The 17,591-nt window shown below is 53.2% G+C and carries 14 protein-coding genes; 12 read left to right on the top strand and 2 right to left on the bottom strand.

Going from position 1 to position 17,591, the window contains the following annotated elements:
- Window positions 1-77: 77 nt before the first annotated feature.
- The 12 genes from ACWAU0_RS15170 to ACWAU0_RS15115 all read left to right on the top strand — a co-directional run bounded on the left by ACWAU0_RS15170 (window position 78) and on the right by ACWAU0_RS15115 (window position 15,762).
- A complete protein-coding gene (locus ACWAU0_RS15170; protein WP_458137160.1) occupies window positions 78-5,789 on the top strand; it encodes an autotransporter-associated beta strand repeat-containing protein in 5,712 nt (1,903 codons plus the stop codon).
- 327 nt (window positions 5,790-6,116) lie between these two features.
- The gene (locus tag ACWAU0_RS15165) at window positions 6,117-7,334 is read left to right on the top strand and encodes a type II secretion system F family protein (RefSeq protein WP_033159577.1); all 1,218 of its coding nucleotides are present in this window, start codon (window positions 6,117-6,119) and stop codon (window positions 7,332-7,334) included.
- Between the two features lie 57 nt (window positions 7,335-7,391).
- A complete protein-coding gene (gspG, locus tag ACWAU0_RS15160) occupies window positions 7,392-7,817 on the top strand; it encodes a type II secretion system major pseudopilin GspG (RefSeq protein ID WP_033159576.1) in 426 nt (141 codons plus the stop codon).
- The gene (locus ACWAU0_RS15155) at window positions 7,818-8,285 is read left to right on the top strand and encodes a GspH/FimT family pseudopilin (RefSeq protein WP_033159572.1); all 468 of its coding nucleotides are present in this window, start codon (window positions 7,818-7,820) and stop codon (window positions 8,283-8,285) included. It abuts the gene before it with no gap.
- A complete protein-coding gene (locus ACWAU0_RS15150; protein WP_205453943.1) occupies window positions 8,272-8,691 on the top strand; it encodes a type IV pilus modification PilV family protein in 420 nt (139 codons plus the stop codon). The genes ACWAU0_RS15155 and ACWAU0_RS15150 overlap by 14 nt, the downstream gene beginning before the upstream one ends.
- Window positions 8,691-9,404, top strand: coding sequence for a prepilin-type N-terminal cleavage/methylation domain-containing protein (locus tag ACWAU0_RS15145; protein ID WP_205453942.1), 714 nt, complete (start codon window positions 8,691-8,693; stop codon window positions 9,402-9,404). Before ACWAU0_RS15150 ends, ACWAU0_RS15145 begins: the two co-directional genes overlap by 1 nt.
- Entirely contained in the window at window positions 9,397-10,377 is a 981-nt protein-coding gene (locus ACWAU0_RS15140; protein ID WP_458137159.1) for a type II secretion system minor pseudopilin, read from the top strand. The genes ACWAU0_RS15145 and ACWAU0_RS15140 overlap by 8 nt, the downstream gene beginning before the upstream one ends.
- The gene (locus ACWAU0_RS15135) at window positions 10,355-11,527 is read left to right on the top strand and encodes a PilN domain-containing protein (RefSeq protein WP_458137158.1); all 1,173 of its coding nucleotides are present in this window, start codon (window positions 10,355-10,357) and stop codon (window positions 11,525-11,527) included. The genes ACWAU0_RS15140 and ACWAU0_RS15135 overlap by 23 nt, the downstream gene beginning before the upstream one ends.
- On the top strand, window positions 11,524-12,102 hold the full coding sequence (gene gspM / locus ACWAU0_RS15130; RefSeq protein WP_101052139.1) for a type II secretion system protein GspM: 579 nt from the start codon (window positions 11,524-11,526) through the stop codon (window positions 12,100-12,102). The genes ACWAU0_RS15135 and gspM overlap by 4 nt, the downstream gene beginning before the upstream one ends.
- The gene (locus tag ACWAU0_RS15125; protein ID WP_205453940.1) at window positions 12,099-12,716 is read left to right on the top strand and encodes a hypothetical protein; all 618 of its coding nucleotides are present in this window, start codon (window positions 12,099-12,101) and stop codon (window positions 12,714-12,716) included. Before gspM ends, ACWAU0_RS15125 begins: the two co-directional genes overlap by 4 nt.
- Window positions 12,706-14,970 (top strand): type II secretion system secretin GspD, encoded by a 2,265-nt coding sequence (gspD, locus tag ACWAU0_RS15120; RefSeq protein ID WP_458137157.1) that lies wholly within the window; start codon window positions 12,706-12,708, stop codon window positions 14,968-14,970. The genes ACWAU0_RS15125 and gspD overlap by 11 nt, the downstream gene beginning before the upstream one ends.
- A gap of 45 nt (window positions 14,971-15,015) precedes the next feature.
- Window positions 15,016-15,762 (top strand): MgtC/SapB family protein, encoded by a 747-nt coding sequence (locus tag ACWAU0_RS15115; RefSeq protein ID WP_458137156.1) that lies wholly within the window; start codon window positions 15,016-15,018, stop codon window positions 15,760-15,762.
- A gap of 68 nt (window positions 15,763-15,830) precedes the next feature.
- On the opposite strand, the gene ACWAU0_RS15110 is transcribed toward ACWAU0_RS15115, so the two are convergent.
- Window positions 15,831-16,043 (bottom strand): hypothetical protein, encoded by a 213-nt coding sequence (locus tag ACWAU0_RS15110; RefSeq protein ID WP_033159564.1) that lies wholly within the window; start codon window positions 16,041-16,043, stop codon window positions 15,831-15,833.
- Window positions 16,044-16,359: 316 nt separating this feature from the next.
- Window positions 16,360-17,577 carry a M20 aminoacylase family protein gene (locus ACWAU0_RS15105; protein ID WP_458137155.1) on the bottom strand — a complete coding sequence of 406 codons (1,218 nt, stop codon included), beginning with the start codon at window positions 17,575-17,577 and terminating at the stop codon, window positions 16,360-16,362.
- Window positions 17,578-17,591 lie beyond the last annotated feature (14 nt).

The raw sequence follows: 17,591 nt of genomic DNA, 5'->3' as shown, positions 1-17,591 counted from the left end.
CCAACATACCGCATAACAAATAGCGTCAAGTGGAATATGACTAAAACCCACTTTTTAATCAACATCATGGATTCAAGATGTGCCAATCGCCAGCCGAGTCTGCAAATAATCCAACGATAGCCAAACGACGTTCGCGCAGCGTCGGCGCCGATGCCTCTTTCGCTTTCTCGGCGTTGCTGATCGGATTTTTTTCAACTGCCGAAGCTGCCGTTTGTACCTGGCAAGGTGGTGATGATATTTGGTCTACGCCCGCTAACTGGTCATGTGCCGCAAGCCCCGGAGCGGCCGATGATGCGGCTATCAATGTCGGCCAAAATGTGGCTCTTGATATTTCGCCCACTGTGGCAAATTTCAGTATGGCGCATGCCGGGGCGACTTTGAGCGGTGCCGGCACATTATCCTCAACCAACGACTTTGATATGCAAGCCGGCACGGTCAGTGCGATATTGGGCGGTAGCGTCGGATTGACCAAAACTACTGCCGGCACCGTGACACTCAGCGGGGCGAATACCTACACCGGCAACACCCAAGTAAATGCCGGCACGTTAGCCTTGGGCGCCGGCGATGTGCTTGCCAATGCCTCGAGTCTGGTCGTCAACGGCGGCACTTTTGATTTGGGTGCGAACAACGACACTGTCGCCGGCGTGCAATTACTGTCCGGTTCGATTACCGGCACCGGCACTTTGACGTCTACCAGCACGTTTGATGTGCAAGCCGGCACGGTCAGTGCCAATTTGGGCGGCAGCGTGGGCTTGAACAAAACCACCGCAGGTACCGTGACCCTGAGCGGCGCCAATACCTACACCGGCAACACCCAAGTCAGCGCCGGCACGTTGGCCTTGGGTGCCAGTGACGCGCTTGCCAACACCTCCAGCTTGATCGTCAACGGCGGCACTTTCGATTTGGGTGCGAACAACGACACCGTCGCCGGCGTGCAATTACTGTCCGGTTCGATTACCGGCACCGGCACGTTAACATCAACCAGCGACTTTGATATGCAAGCCGGCACGGTCAGCGCGGCGTTGGGCGGCAGTGTGGGCTTGAGTAAAACCACCGCCGGCACCGTGACCCTGAGCGGGACGAATACCTACACCGGCAACACCCAAGTCAATGCCGGCACGTTTGCCTTGGGCGCCGGCGATGTGCTTGCCAATGCCTCGAGTCTGATCGTCAACGGCGGCACCTTTGATCTGGGCGCAAACAGCGACACCGTCGCCGGCGTGCAATTGCTGTCCGGTTCGATTACCGGCTCCGGCACTCTGACGTCGAACAGCACGTTTGATGTGCAATCCGGCACGGTCAGCGCCAAGCTAGGTGGCACCAATATCGGTCTAAACAAAACCACCGCCGGCACCGTGACGCTGAGCGGCGCCAATACCTACACCGGCAACACCCAAGTCAGCGCCGGCACGTTGACCTTGGGCGCCAGCGATGTGCTTGCCAATACGTCCAGTCTGGTCGTCAACGGCGGCACTTTTGATTTGGGCGCAAACAACGACACCGTCGCCGGCGTGCAATTAACGTCCGGCTCGATTACAGGCACCGGCACGTTAACGTCAACCAGTGACTTTGATATGCAAGCCGGTACGGTCAGTGCCGCACTAGGCGGCAGCGTCGGATTGACCAAAACTACTGCCGGCACCGTGACCCTGAGCGGGACCAATACTTACACCGGCAACACCCAAGTCAACGCCGGCACGTTGGCCTTGGGCGCCGGCGATGTGCTTGCCAATGCCTCGAGTCTGATCGTCAACGGCGGCACTTTCGATTTGGGCGCGAACAACGACACCGTCGCCGGCGTGCAATTACTGTCCGGTTCGATTACCGGCTCCGGCACTCTGACGTCGAACAGCACGTTTGATGTGCAAGCCGGCACGGTCAGCGCGGCGTTGGGCGGCAGTGCGGGCTTGAGTAAAATCACCGCAGGAACCGTGACGCTGAGCGGGACCAATACTTACACCGGCAACACCCAAGTCAGCGCCGGCACGTTGGCCTTGGGCGCCAGCGATGTGCTTGCAAATGCCTCGAGTCTGGTCGTCAATGGCGGCACTTTCGCTCTAGGCAACCATAACGACACAGTAGATGGGGTGCAATTAACGTCCGGTTCGATTACCGGCTCCGGCACTCTGACGTCGAACAGCACGTTTGATGTGCAATCCGGCACGGTCAGTGCCGCACTAGGCGGCAGCGTCGGATTGACCAAAACTACTGCCGGCAGCGTGACACTGAGCGGGACGAATACCTACACCGGCAACACCCAAGTAAATGCCGGCACGTTGGCCTTGGGCGCCGGCGATGTGCTTGCCAATACGTCCAGTCTGGTCGTCAACGGCGGCACCTTTGATCTAGGCGCAAACAGCGACACCGTCGCTGGGGTGCAATTACTGTCCGGTTCGATTACCGGCTCCGGCACTCTGACGTCGAACAGCACGTTTGATGTGCAATCCGGCACGGTCAGCGCGGTATTGGGCGGCAGCGTCGGATTGACCAAAACTACTGCCGGCAGCGTGACCCTGAGCGGGACGAATACCTACACCGGCAACACCCAAGTCAGCGCCGGCACGTTGGCCTTGGGTGCCAGTGACGTGCTAGCCAACACCTCCAGCTTGATCGTCAACGGCGGCACATTCGCTCTAGGCAGCCATAACGACACAGTGGCAGGCGTACGACTGCTGTCGGGGTCTATCACCGGCGCCGGCACCTTGACTTCGAACAGTGCCTTTGATGTGCAATCAGGCACGGTCAGCGCCAATTTAGGCGGCAGCGTGGGCTTGAGTAAAACCACCGCCGGTAGCGTGACGCTAAGCGGCAGCAATACTTACACCGGCACCACCCAAGTCAGCGCCGGCACGTTGGCCTTGAGTGCCAGTGACGCGCTTGCCAATACATCCAGTCTGGTCGTCGACGGCGGTACCTTTGCTCTGGGCAGCCATAACGACACAGTGGCAGGCGTACGACTGCTGTCGGGGTCTATCACCGGCACCGGCACCTTGACCTCGAACAGTGCGTTCGATCTTCAATCCGGCACGGTCAGCGCCAATTTGGGTGGTGGCGTGGGTTTGAACAAAACCACTTCGGGTACGGTGACCTTGAGCGGCACTAACAGCTACACCGGTAACACACTGGTAGATGCCGGCGTATTGAATTTTACCGGCAACAATACCCACTCCGGCAATTTCACCGGCAACGGTACCTTGCAATTCGGCGCAGGCACGCAACAATTCAATGCCGGCACCAACCTTGGCACAGCCAATATCACTTTTAGCGGTGGGACCAATCTAGTCAACGCCGGCGTTGCGCTAACGGCCACCGATGCGGTGTTTAGCGGAGGGACAACTACTATCGCCGGCGATTATTCGGTAAGCAATTCCACGACGGTATCCGGCGGCACCGTCAATTTTTCGTCCGCGGCGACCAAGCAGCTCAATCTGGGTAGCACTTTTACCATAAACAACGGCACCGTCAATTTACAGCACACCAGCACCGAGGTGAGTCGTTACGTGCAGACTGGCGGCATATTATCGGGCCCTGGCGAATTAAGAGTGCAATCCGCAGTGCTTTCCGGGGGCGAGATGCGCGGCCCAGGTAGCTTGATTATCAGCGGCTCGGGAGGCTCCGCCAGCGACTTATTGCTGAACGGCAATTTCATCCTCAACAATCAATCGACGGTCATTAATTCCGGCAATGTGCGCGTGACCAGTAATGCCTCGTTTATCGGCAACGGCACTTACCGGCAAACCGCGGGCACTACCCGGGTAGACGGGGTTTGGAGCCAGGCTTTGACCGACATACAAGCCGGCAGCTTCGGCGGCAACGGCAGCGTCAGCGGTCCGGTCATCAACAATGGCACGGTCGGCATCGCCGGTTCGCACCTGACTTTGAACGGGCCGGTATCCGGCAGCGGTTCTTACGCCGGCATCGTGGACATAAACAACAGTTTCTCGCCGGGTCCGGGTGCCAATGGGCAAGGGATAGCGGCCATTGACGCCGCATCGGCTGATTTGATTTTCCGCCAATCCAGCAGCTTGAATTTGGAATTGGGTGGGGTAAACGGACAGTTGGTAACCGATTCGATTACTGCGCGCAGCATCGATATTCAAGGCGCAAAGCTTAACTTACAACGCTTGGCCAGCCAGCCTAACTTCTCGCCGCAACAGGCTTTTTCGCAGTCTGTGCTGTTGCAAACCACCAGCGGCAGCATCTCCGGAAATTTTAACCAAAGCATTACCTGTCCGGAAGGCTCCAGCGATATGTTTATATTTTCCAAGCAGGAAAAGCAGTTTTTGCTGACCATGGTGCCCAGATTGCCCAATCTGGTCCCCGCCGACGTGCAATCCTTGGCCAACGCCTTACAGCAAATAGACTGCAGTGCCTCAACCCCAACTAATCTGCAGAATCTATTGAACGGCTTGAAACCCTTTTTAGCAAACGGTAACGCCGATGCCAGCAAAGTAGACCAATTCATCAGCGCGTTGCGGCAAATCAGCCCTGGCCAAATCGCGGCGGAACAAACCGTATCGAACCAAATAGCCAAATTGCAGACCGGCAACATCACTCAGCGACTCGTCACCCTGAGGTCCGCAAGCGTCGGCGCCGGTTCCGCTTCAAGTTTCAAGTCGTCCCCCACGTTCAACACACCGGTAAGCAGTTCAATGGCTATCGGCAGCGCTCCGGGCGTTCTCAGCGCACCCAGCTCAGCCAACAATATCAGCTCACCGAATGCATCAAGCAGCATAAACACGCCTAGTAGTGCACCCAGTGCGCCCACCAGTTCAGCCAGTTCACCCAACACACCCAGTTCTAACGCTATCAACATTCAGGCTTCAACGCCGGAAAAAGACGGTCAATCCTCATCCAATGCCCCCTCCTCGGTCAGTATTTCCTTAAGCACGGATAACAACAACGACGGCACCGATCTTATCTCCGGCTTCAGCAATTTGGGCTTATTCATTAACGGCCAATTCGAATGGGCTGATAGAACCGCGACGCTAGCTCAACGCGGTTATGCGTCCACGATGTCCGCCGTCACTGCCGGTGCCGACTATCGCTTGAGCAAACGGCTACTCTTGGGTTTGTCTGCCGGCTACGGCAGCAGCACGGCCCTGATTTCCCAACAGGGCGGCAGCCAAAGCATAGACGGGTACACCTTATCAGCCTTCGGCTCGTTAAACCTGACCGATAACTGGTACGTTGATCTGGTCAACAACCTGACTTATAACCAATACGATTCCAAACGTGTCACACTTTATAACGACGCCAACGGCACAGCGATTAATGAAACGGCATCCAGCCAAACCGATGGCTGGCAAAATCGCACCAGCCTCAGTAGCGGTTACGACATAGCGGTAAAAGAATGGACATTCGGCCTTAGAGGCCGCACGGAATACGGTTACAACTTTGTCAACGGCCGCAAGGAACAAGGTGCCGGTTTAGGCATGAACATGATAGTCGGCGAGCTGGACAACGAGTCGTTGAGCAGCAGTATCGGCGCGATGGTCTCGCATGCGCTGAGCACACCGGTGGGCGTGCTGGTTTCGCAAGTGAATGTCGAGTGGGAGCATCAGTGGTTCAACAAAAACTCCTTGATTACCACCCGCTTCGTTGATTCGCCTAACAATGCCTTTACCACCAACAGTTTTAGCGTCGATAAGGACTACATCAATCTGCGCGCCGGTTTATCCGCCCAACTGCCGTTTGGCGGCTCGGCGTTCGTGCAATACGACACCACCTTCGGCCAGGAGTACGTTTCCCGCCACGCCTTTAATGTCGGGATACGCATGGAGTTTTGAGATACGCCCGCAACTACTTTATAGTGGCGAGCATGTTTTGCCGACGGAATTAGGCCTCGCCAGACCGAATCTGCGTGATGATTAACCCGGCCCTTAAATACCCGGTCACCTTTATGCCCTTGGCTATCGAAGCGCATATCCGTCTGGGCTTAGATGAACTCAATTTGATCGGAATATCCGTGATCAATAGGGCCGGGCTAGTAACATGAAATGTGATAGACATATACACGCCACACAACGGTTATCGAGTATCCATGTTTTGGCATTGCAAAAACATTGCCGAGTACCAAAGCGCAAACCCAGCTAAAAAGCAAACTAAACAAATACATGCCTTTATTCTCCTACAAAGCCGTCAACAGTCAGGGTGTCGCCGAAGAAGGTGTGCGTAATGCTGCAGACGAGCAGGCCTTGCTGCTGGAATTGCAAAACCAGGGCTTGATTCCCATCCGCATTGAGTTGGCAAAAGATAAGACTTTTCTGGGTTTCAAACTAAAGTCTGCTACCGTCAAACTGTCGCAAAAAGAAATCGGTATGCTGACCGGCGAATTGGCGACCTTGCTGGAATCGGGTTTGCCGCTGGATCGGTCGTTAACGATTCTGATGCAGTTGACCGAGGAAAATCCGAAACTGAATAAACTAGTCGGCGAAGTGCTGGAAAAGGTCAAAGCCGGCAAGGCACTCGCCGATGCGTTGGAAAGCCAGAGCGGGGTGTTTTCCAAATTTTATCTGAACATGATCCGCGCCGGGGAAATGGGCGGCAATCTGGGCGGCGTGTTGCTGCGCTTGTCGGAATACATGGAACGTTCGCAGGAACTGAAAGACACGGTCAGCACCGCGTTGATTTACCCGGCCATTTTGTTACTGATGTCGCTGGCCTCATTGTTCGTAATGCTGACCTTTGTAGTCCCGCAATTTAAGGAAATGTTCGATAGCGCCGGCCGAGCCTTGCCGGTGCCAACCCAGATAGTGATCGGCCTGGCCGAATTTTTACAAAGTTACTGGTGGGTGTTGCTGATTGTTATTGTCGGCAGCGTGCAAACTATAAAATTGCAGTTGGCCGATCCGGCCGGCAAGAAAGCCTGGGACGGCCGGCTACTGAAGTTTCCGTTGTTCGGCGACATCATCCTGACCATGGAAATAGCCAATTTCAGCCGTACCTTCGGCACGTTATTGGGCAACGGCGTGTCGATTTTGAAATCGCTGGGCATCGTCCGGGAAACCGTCGGCAATATAGTCTTGGCCGATCTGTTGGAGCATGCCGAAGCCCAGCTCAAGCAAGGCCGGACCATGTCGGACGCCTTGGCCCAGCAAAACCTGTTTCCCAAACTGGCGGTGCAAATGATTAAAATGGGCGAGGAAACCGGCAAGCTGGAGGAAATGCTGATGCGGGTAGCCACCATTTACGACAAGCAGCTAAAGACCACCATCCAGCGGATGCTGGCGCTGTTGGAACCGGCCTTAATCATTTCGCTGGGCTTGATGATAGGCGGCATCATCGTTTCCATCTTACTGGCTATTTTGAGCGTAAACGATCTGGCGGTTTAGGCGCATGGGCGAATGAATTCGCCGGTACCATCCATTTTTATAGAAGGAGTTTTGCAAATGAAACACATGTTACGCCGCCACGGCGGTTTTACCTTACTGGAATTATTGGTGGTATTGGGCATTATCGCCATGCTGGCCGGGATTGTCGGCCCGCAGGTGATGAAACATATGGGCGCCTCCAAAACCAAGGCCGCCAGAGTACAAATCGAGGATCTGGCGGCGTCGCTGGACATGTACAAACTGGACGAAGGCCGCTACCCCACCAGCCAACAAGGCTTGGCCGCGTTAGTGGAAAGACCGGCCGATGCCAAGCGCTGGAACGGCCCCTACCTGCGTAAGGACAAAATCCCGCAAGATCCTTGGAATCAGGATTATCACTACGTCTTCCCCGGCCAACACGGTAAGTTCGATTTGTTCAGCTATGGTGCCGATGAAAAAGAAGGCGGCGAAGGCGAAGATCAGGATATCAACAGCTGGGAATAAATGACCGCCCTGCCCGCCCGCCAACGCATGCAAGGCTTTACGCTGATCGAGCTGATCATCGTACTGCTGATCAGCGTGCTGGCTTTTGCGGTGGTCGGCAGCAATATCGGCTCCGGCAACCGCAGTACCAAGCTACAAGCCGTCGCCAGGGATATGGCGTCGGCTCTGCGTTACGCCCACGGCCAGGCACTGATGACGCAAAAGCCGGTCAGTGTCGCCATCGACCTGCAAGACAACAGTTACCGCATCAGTAACCACGACAAAACTTATCCGTTTGCCGAAGAGATTGACGTGTCCTTAGTGGTCGCGGAGGAAGAGTTTAGCGAGGGCGAACAAGGCCATATTCGGTTCTTTGGCGACGGCTCGTCCACCGGCGGCCGGATCACGCTGGAATGGGGCAATCAATTGCGCCGCATCGACGTTAACTGGATTACCGGCCAGGTCAGTATTTCCGATGCAGCGGCATAAAGGCTTTTCCCTGCTGGAAATTCTGGTCGCCTTTTCCATCATGGCGATAGCATTGACGATACTGCTGCGCATCTTCGGCACCGGTGTTAACAATGCGGTTATTTCCGAGGAATACACTATCGCGGTGCAAATTGCGGAATCGCTGATGGCCCGCACTGGGGTAGAGACAGAGCTGACAGTCGGTGAAAGCCAGGGCACGGAAGGCGATAAATACGACTGGCAAATCACGGTCAATCCGGCGACGCCCGTGCAATCCCGTGCCAGTCTGAAAGATACGGATCCCGATCAACAAAAGCCGGCACCGGTGCTGATGTCGGTGCGGGTAGTGGTGGCGTGGGGCGAGGACGAACAACCGCGTGCCGTGGAATTGCATACCTTAAAACTACAACAACCAGGTCCGGGCTAGTGTCGCAGCATTCATCGGTAAAAGGATTTACGCTGATCGAAATGCTGATAGCCATCAGCTTGCTGGGGATCATGGTGGTCTTGCTCTTCGCCAGTTTGCGGATAGCCGCGGAAAGCTGGAACAGCGGTGAAGCCAAAATCAGCGAAGTGAATAAAAAAGCCGTGGTTTACCAATTCTTCAAACGGCATTTGAGCAATACCAAACCCTTCCCTATCATCCAGGAAAACCAAGCACAAAACGCTCAACAACTGGCATCGCAAGAATTGCCGAAACTGGCTTTCGAAGGCTTGCCGCAAAGCATCAGCTTTGTCTCTGCGCTGCCGGCCGCGTCGGCGCGCAAGGGCTTACAAGTGTTTCATGTCGGCCTGGACCCGCAGCAGCCGTCGACCCTGAAAGTCGCATTAACCCCTTACCGGCAAACCGAATCGATACCGGCCGACGCCGAACCCGTCGTGTTATTGGAAAACTTACGGCATTTCAAAATCAGTTACTTTGGCGCATCGGCTGACAACGTTGACGGTAATGGTGCTTGGCTGGACGAATGGCAAGGACAAGCCACCGGCCAGTTACCCAAACTGGTAAAAGTCAGCATCGCACTAAACGACGACAGTTTTTGGCCGGACATGATATTTGCATTAAAAATCAACGGCCAGCCGAACGCAGAAGCGTTGCTCGGCGAGCAAAACCAGCAGCCCGGCATCGCGAATGAATAGCATGCTTTGTGCACAGGCAGCCCATCGGCAACGCGGTCTGGCGCTGGTAATCGTCATTTGGATTTTGACACTGCTAAGCCTGATGGCCGGCAGTTTTGCGTTAAGTATGCGCCGGGAAAGCAGCGTCGCCGGCGCGTTGAAAAACAATGCCCAAGCCCTAGCACTGGCGGAAACCGGTTTAAACATTGCCCAATTCATGCTGCAACAGGCCGATCCCGAGCGGCGTTGGCAGGCGGATGGCAGTATCTATCGAATACCGGGCAACGATAGCGAAATTCGGATCCGAATTATCGCCGAATCCGGCAAAGTCGATATCAACGCCGCGGAGGAACCTTTATTAAAGGCCTTGATTAGTTCGGTAAGCGACGACAAAAAGCTACAGCAGAATTTGTTGGATGCCCTGCTGGATTGGCGAGACGCCGACGATGATCCGCGTCCGCAAGGCGCCGAGAAAAAACAATATCGGCAGGCCGGGCTAGCTTATCAGCCCAGCAATCAACCTTTTCAATCCCTGGAGGAGTTGCAATTAGTGCTGGGGTTCAACGCCGAAATTTTCGAGCAGCTGCAACCGTGGATTACCATCTATTCCGGACAAGCGGAATTAAACTTGCAGAGGGCACCGTCGGAGTTACTGGAAATGGTTGGTGACAACCTGAAGGCACAGAATATTCATGATGTATACTTGGACAAACGCTTGTCTGAATCGGCTGCGGCAGACGATAGCACGGCCGATCAGACCGATCCGGCATTGGCGGATGAAGAGCAAACGTATACTATTATGGTACAAACCCTGCTGGAAGATCAGGCGACGGCCGCTATCGAAGCAGTGGTAAGAATCCAGAACCAAGACCCCAGCCAAGCGCCCTACCAAATCCTGGATTGGAAACAAGGTCAGCAAGTATTGGCCTTATTCGACTCGGCCAAGGAATCCCAGCTCATTACCGTTCAAGATGAATTTACAAACCAGCATTGATTTCGATCTGAAACGTTTCTTCCAGTGGTGGGGGCGAGAATTGGCGTTTTTGGTACCGAGTCGTCTCAGATCCTTGCTGACAGACCGTAGTGGCGCACTCGTAATCAGCGCCGCCGACGCGGATTTTCAAATCCGTTTTTACCGCGAGGCCGAACAGCAAACCCCGATGACATGGCGCTTGGACAGCAACCTCGCGGATGGTTATCAAACCTTGAAGGCCCAACATCCGGATTTTGAAAAAGCCGAATGTATCTTGCGCCTGGACCCTACACAGGCGCTAAAAAAAATCGTCTATTTACCCGCTGCGGCGCAAGAGAATCTGCAGCAAGTTGTCGGCTTTGAGTTGGACCGTTACACGCCGTTCAAGGCAGAGCAAGTCTATTTTGCCGCCATTCCGCTCGGTAAAACCGAGCATGGTCAAATTGAAGTATTACTGGTATTTACGCCTAAAACCTTACTGGACGAGCAACTGATCAAACTACAGGCTTTGGGGATACAGCCGGTACGGGTGGATTTTTGCCATGCCAGTACCGTCTGCCCTGCCGATGCGCCCGCTTACAATTTACTCCCGGAACGCTACCGGCCGCGCGGCAACGCCTTAGCTCAAGCCATGCATTGGCTGCTGAACAGCTTACTGTTACTGTTGTTTCTGGCAGTTTTGATTTGGCCGGTGTGGCAGGAAGGTCAAGCCGTCGATGTCTTGAAAAATCACATCAAAACGCTGGAAAAAGAAACCCGCGTAATAGAAGAACAACAGCACGAAATCGATGCCTTACGCCAGCAAACCCAACGTTTGATAGACATTAAAACCCAGTCTCCCGCTCTGGTTGCGGTATTGAATGAACTCAGCACCTTATTAAAAGATGACAGCTGGTTGACGCATTTTCAATTTGCCGACAAACGTCTGCAAATCCAGGGTCAATCGCCGGGCGCATCGTCTTTGATCGGTTTGTTGGAAAGTTCCGGATATTTCAGCAATGTCAGTTTCGTCTCCCCGTTGACCCAGGATAAAGCCACCGGGCGCGAGCGCTTTCAAATTAGTATGGATGTTAGCCCGCCACCCGCCGAGCCTGCTGAGGATACTGAGGCGACGACGACCAGCCAGCCTGCTCCAGCTGAATCCGAGGCAAATGGAGGGTCCGAGCAATGAATCAAGCGCGCTATCAGCGCTGGCTGGCACTGGCTTTACTCGGATTGGTGTTATTTACCGTGATATTTTTGGTACTGCTGCCTTTATTCAGCAGCTGGCTGGATTACCGCGAGCAAAAAAACGACCTGTTGTTTCGTTTGCAACGCCAACAAGCTATTGTCGCCCGCCGCGACAGCGTTGCCCAAAACCTGGAATCATTGAATCAACAATACCAACAGCAAGGCTATCTGAGCGACAGCGACACCGAAGCCTTGGCCTCAGCTGAGCTGCAAAACATCGTCAAGACCGCAGTAACGGAAGCCGGCGGCCAACTGACCAGCACGCAAGGTTTACCGGGCAAGGCCGAAGAGGATTTTGTGCGTATCGCGGTAAAAGTGCGCATGAGCGGCAGCATTGAAGCATTGCGCGCGGTGCTGCATAGTCTGGATACCAATATGCCCTTGCTGCTGGTCGATCAATTGGACATTTCCCCGGTACGCGGCGCGCGTAACCGCAGCACCAACAAAATGGACCCCAGTTCTCAGTTGAATGTCAGTTTTGAAGTGATCAGCTTTATGCGAGCCAAAGCCTCATGAATCAGAAACTGATCAGATTGCAATTACTGGGTTGCGGCACGCTGAGCCTGCTGTTGGCAGCGGAATGGATGTATAGTCAATATACCTTAAAGCAATTGCAAACACTGCTTGAGCCGCGCCCGCAAACCGAATCCCCGGCCGAGCAACTGCCCAATATCGCCGATAATAGCGGCTCTGCGGAAACCTACAGCGATATTGTCGATAGACCTTTGTTTGTGGAAGGCCGAAAGCCTGTCGCCGAAACCAATCCGACCGACAATTTGCAAACTCAAGATTCCGGACAAATCGACGATTGGGAGTTAATCGGCGTTTACGATAAAAATAACAAGCCGACCGCCTTGTTTAGAAAGCGCAACGAAGCCAAAAAGTTTTTAAAAATAACCGAAGAACAAAGCATATCCGGCTGGCTGCTGAAGCAAATACACGCCGACCATGTGCTGCTTCAGCAAGGCAGCCAGGAAAAATCGGTCGTATTGAGAAAGCCGCGTGCGCAAGTCAAGCCTCCGGTACCGGGCAAGCCAGCCGTACCGCCCAGACCGCCGCAGCCCAACGCCGTTGCCAAACCTATAGAACCAGTACCTAATGAAAATCCCGAGAACATCAATGACAACTAAAAAAATCAACATTCCTCCAATGTTGGCGTTGGCGCTGTCCATGACCGGCTGTGAATTTATCGGCCCGCAGTTGCATGAAAAACTGGCTATTGCCGATCACAAACCGGCTCAAGAAGATACTTTGTTGATTCCGGAACTGGCTAACGAGGCCAATAAAAACGCCGAAAATAGAATCACTAAAGTCGAAATGTACCCTAGCGGCGACGCAAGCATCGCCCCGCAAGCCGGCCACCAAGGCAGCGGCAAAACCAGTGGTAAGGGCGAATACAGTTTGAATTTCGATGACGCCGATCTGGGCGAAGTGGCGAAAGTAATACTCAGCGATATTCTGGGCCGGAACTACACTATCAGTCCGCAAGTGGTCGGCAAAGTAACCTTGCAAACTTCCAAACCCTTAAGCAAGGACGAGCTGATTCCAACGCTGGACATGCTGCTGAGCTTGAATAATGCCGCCCTGACCGAACAAGGCGGCATGTATCTGATTAAACCGTCCAATGAAGCCTTGTACAGCAGCTCAATCAGCTCGCTGTCCGGCGCCAAAATGCCCAATGGTTATCAGGTGCGGGTAATTCCGGTCAAAAATGTCGCGGCCTCGGAACTGGCGGAGATATTGAAACCGTTATTGCCGGAAAAATCCTTGCTGCATGTCGATCCGAACCGTAATCTGATATTGGTCGCCGGTTCCGGCGCGGAAATCTCCAGGGCGTTGGATGTGGTCAATACCTTTGATGTCGATATTTTAAAAGGCCGCTCCTTTGCTCTGTTTACACCGGCTAACGTCAGCGCCGGCAAAATCATTGAAGAGCTGGAGCAAATCTTCAACACCAAAAAATCCAAAGACGACGAAGCCAGCTTTTTCCGGTTTATCGAAATAGAAAGGCTTAACGCGGTATTAGCCGTCACCCATCAAGCCGGTTATCTGAAGGACATTGAAAACTGGGTATATAGGCTGGATCGCATTAACACAGCGGCAGCCGGCGGCGTGAATGTCTACCGGGCGCAACATGTCAGCGCCACCGATTTGGCCGAAACTTTAAGCAATATTTTCGGTAGCGGCGGTTCCGGCAAATCCAGCAAGGCTTCTATCGCCTCCGGCCGCAAATCATTATCGGCCACCAATAAAAAGTCGGATAGTTCATCAAGTAGCAGCGCAGGCAGCGCCAACCGGCAGCAGGATTCGATGAGCGATAGAACGCTCAGCGACCGAACCAAAGATAAAAGCGGCAGCGGCGCACTCAGCGGCAATTTAAGCGGCAATTCGGGCGGCAGCAATAACAACGATATGCCGAATGTAAAAATCATCGCCGACGAAGGCAATAACGCACTGATTATCGTCGCGACCGCCCAGGAATATGCAGTGATTGAGCGCGTGTTAAAACAGCTGGATGTGCTGCCTTTACAAGTGATGATCGATGCCACGATTGTGGAAGTTACGCTGAAAGACGATTTAAAGTATGGATTGCAATGGTATTTTAGCCACAATAACGGAGGAAATAACGATACAGCTGGAGGCTCTGCACAAGGCTTGAGTCTCACAAATGTTGCTAAAGATGCTATGAAGGCATTTGGCACAAGTGGTTTCTCCTACGCTTTTTCTAGCGGTTCAAAGGACATTCAAGCCGTACTAAATGCCAGTGCTGTCAATAATAACGTCAATGTCATCTCCTCGCCGTCCTTGATGGTATTGAACAACCAGGAAGCCACGATCAAAGTCGGCGATTCGGTGCCGATACGTTCGTCGGTTTCCAGCAATTTGAGCAGCAACAATTCCAATAACGGTATCGTGCAAACCAGTTCAATCCAAATGATCGATACCGGTGTGAATTTGTCGGTTAGGCCCAGGGTGAATGCCGGTGGATTGGTGCTGATGGACATATTACAAAGTGTTAATCAGGCTATTAAAACCACGACCAGCGACACCATCGACTCGCCCACCATTCAAAAAAGGGAAATCGAGAGCAGCGTTGCAGTACAAAGCGGTGAAACCATTGTTTTGGGCGGTTTGATCAAAGAAAACAACGATTATTTGCGCGACGGCGTGCCGCTACTGCACGAGATTCCCTTAATCGGGCCGCTTTTCGGCGGTACGACGCGGAACAAGGACAAAACCGAGCTGGTGGTGCTGCTCACCCCGCGCGTGATGAAAAGCCGCCAGGATGCTAGGGATATAACAGACGAGTTCAAACGTAAACTGTCCGGCATCTATTATCAAAAGCCTGTTGAAATCAATGTTGAAGTGGAAACGGTGCCATAGGCCCAAGCCTTTAGCCCGTATCTACCAAAAAACCGGACGATAAACATGAATCCAATCTCGCCGGACCGGCTGATTTCGTTTTGGTCGCTTGCCCAATTGGAAGCCAGCGTGGTGATTCTGATGAATATCGTCGGCGCTTTGTTTTTGGGCATGGTGGTGGGCTACGAACGCTCCTACCACGGCCGAGCAGCCGGCATGCGCACCTATGGTCTGGTGTGCATGGCTTCCGCGGCAGTAACGGTTATCGTCGGTTACCCGCAGTTCTGGTTTGGCGGCTTATTGCCGCTCACCACTACCGCCGACCCCACTCGGGTTATTCAAGGCATCGTGACAGGTATCGGTTTCTTGGGTGCCGGCGTAATCATGAAGGAAGGTCTGAACATCAGCGGCTTGACGACCGCCGCATCGATTTGGGCCTCTTCGGCGATTGGTATTTTATGCGGCGCCGGGTTTTATTTTGCGGCCATTTTGTTGGCTTTAATTGCGTCGGCGACGATGATCTGGGGCGGGCGAATCGAAGCAGCCTTACCTTCCCGTCATGCAGTGTCGGTGATTTTGCGTTTTCAAACCAGCTATCGACCTAATCAGACCGAGATTAACGATTTGGCAAATGCCTTGGGTTATCGATTGGCCGAAGGCTCGATTGCCGTTATCAGCAACAATAAACACGAAGAATGGCATCTGGTTTTTATTGCAACCGGTAATCATAAAATATCGATTCCTGCGATTGCGGAAAGCTTGGAACGCTGCGAATTTCTCAACGGTTATCAAGTCGCCTTTGCCCGAAACTGAGCGTCAGGAAGCAGTGAATCGATAAGATGCCCTGCTTCCTCATCGCTTTTCTCGGTTGAATTGCCGGGTTATTCCAATACGTTTTTCACACATTGTCTGGCGAACGTATTAATCGACAGCGTATCGCTTAAGTATTGGTTGAATAAACCGCTGATATCGACCGGGTTGAGATAGACATAAACGCCGCAGCCGGTTAGCGCGATAAATTGCTGACTCAGCGTTTCAACGAATAAAGTGCGTGTGTTGCTGAGTTGGGTGATTTCGTTGCTTGAGGTTTTCATGACATCCACCTAATTTGCTGGTTAAACCCAACAACCAAGCAGCATGATCCACGCCAAATCACTCATCGATTACGCTTCAATAGCCTGAGCGCAAACCGGAATCCGTCCAAGTACCTCAAAATCCTGCTTTTTCTAAAACAAAAGAAACCCAGACTGATTCTTTCCCGGGTTGATGCTTTGAAGGAAAACGCTCTCCTCATGAGCTAAGCATGGAAAACTGTGCACTGACCTGGCAATTTTGTCGCAAAAACTGCCAGAGTTGTCACAAAACCGGCATTTTCAATCCACTCTGTCACAGTCGTTTGGCAGGCATTATTTAAGCTGACAGACAAGTTTCTACCAATCTCACCCAATAGGTCGCGCCTAGAGGCAAAATATCATCGTTAAAATCGTAACTGGTGTTATGCAGGGCACAAGGACCGGCGCCATGACCAATACTGCGATGATCACCGGCGCCGTTGCCGATGAAACAGTAGCTGCCGGGTAACTTTTGCAGCATAAACGCAAAATCTTCGGCGCCCATCGTGGCTTTTTGCTCCAAAACATGCCGGTCGCCAACAATAGAGGCCATGACGCTACGGGACGTTTCGACTGCCTCAAGGTGATTAACCGTCGGCGGATAGCTACGTTTAAATTCAAAATCACATGCCATTCCATGTGCCAGACAAATATGCCGGGCTACTTCCTGCATACGGGTTTCGATCAAATCCAGTAATTGGTTGGAGAATGTGCGTACCGTACCAGCTAGCTCGCAGGTATCGGCAATAATATTGGTCGCCTCACCGGCATGTAACATCGTGACTGAAATCAAACCGTTATCCAAGGGATGGGCGCTGCGGGTTAAGATGGTTTGAAACGCCATAATCATTTGCGCGGCCACCGGCACCGGATCCAATCCCAAGTGCGGCAATGCCGCATGACAGCCTTTGCCGCGAATCAGGATGCGAAAAGTATTCAAGGATGCCATCACCGGTCCGGGACTCACCGCAAATTGCCCAGCCGGCAACTCCGGCCAATTGTGCATGCCATAAACCGCTTGCATCGGAAACAATTCAAACAGGCCATCCTTGATCATCTCATCGGCGCCGCCACCGCCCTCTTCCGCCGGTTGGAATATTAGATAGACAGTCCCGTCAAAATAACGCTGGGTTGCCAGATATTGCGCCGCAGCCAACAACATCGCGGTATGGCCATCATGCCCGCAGCCGTGCATTTTGCCTGGGTACCGCGAGGCATGTGCAAAGCTGTTTTGTTCATGCATCGGCAAGGCGTCCATATCGGCACGCAAGCCGATTGCCTTGTCGGAACTCCCTGCTTTGATGATCCCGACTACACCGGTTTTACCCAAGCCGCGATGAATAGGAATCCCCCATTCGGTCAGTTTAGCCGCGACCAAATCCGCGGTACGCATCTCTTCGAAGCACAACTCCGGATGGGCGTGTATATCGCGGCGCAATTGGCGAATACCGGCAATATTGGCGACAATTTCCGGTATCAGTAAGGCTGACGACAATTCAGCATCGAGTTTATTCATGGCAAGGCGGTGTG

The organism is Methylomonas sp. Uni0009 (assembly GCF_054188105.3).
This window is presented reverse-complemented; position numbering and strand designations above follow the sequence as displayed.

Bases quoted from the DNA above. Each gene is read 5' to 3' on its own strand.
- ACWAU0_RS15170 (WP_458137160.1), top strand. From the start codon at position 78: ATGTGCCAATCGCCAGCCGAGTCTGCAAATAATCCAACGATAGCCAAA.
- ACWAU0_RS15165 (WP_033159577.1), top strand. From the start codon at position 6,117: ATGCCTTTATTCTCCTACAAAGCCGTCAACAGTCAGGGTGTCGCCGAA.
- gspG (WP_033159576.1), top strand. From the start codon at position 7,392: ATGAAACACATGTTACGCCGCCACGGCGGTTTTACCTTACTGGAATTA.
- ACWAU0_RS15155 (WP_033159572.1), top strand. From the start codon at position 7,818: ATGACCGCCCTGCCCGCCCGCCAACGCATGCAAGGCTTTACGCTGATC.
- ACWAU0_RS15150 (WP_205453943.1), top strand. From the start codon at position 8,272: ATGCAGCGGCATAAAGGCTTTTCCCTGCTGGAAATTCTGGTCGCCTTT.
- ACWAU0_RS15140 (WP_458137159.1), top strand. From the start codon at position 9,397: ATGAATAGCATGCTTTGTGCACAGGCAGCCCATCGGCAACGCGGTCTG.
- ACWAU0_RS15135 (WP_458137158.1), top strand. From the start codon at position 10,355: ATGAATTTACAAACCAGCATTGATTTCGATCTGAAACGTTTCTTCCAG.
- gspM (WP_101052139.1), top strand. From the start codon at position 11,524: ATGAATCAAGCGCGCTATCAGCGCTGGCTGGCACTGGCTTTACTCGGA.
- ACWAU0_RS15125 (WP_205453940.1), top strand. From the start codon at position 12,099: ATGAATCAGAAACTGATCAGATTGCAATTACTGGGTTGCGGCACGCTG.
- gspD (WP_458137157.1), top strand. From the start codon at position 12,706: ATGACAACTAAAAAAATCAACATTCCTCCAATGTTGGCGTTGGCGCTG.
- ACWAU0_RS15115 (WP_458137156.1), top strand. From the start codon at position 15,016: ATGAATCCAATCTCGCCGGACCGGCTGATTTCGTTTTGGTCGCTTGCC.
- ACWAU0_RS15110 (WP_033159564.1), bottom strand. From the start codon at position 16,043: ATGAAAACCTCAAGCAACGAAATCACCCAACTCAGCAACACACGCACT.
- ACWAU0_RS15105 (WP_458137155.1), bottom strand. From the start codon at position 17,577: ATGAATAAACTCGATGCTGAATTGTCGTCAGCCTTACTGATACCGGAA.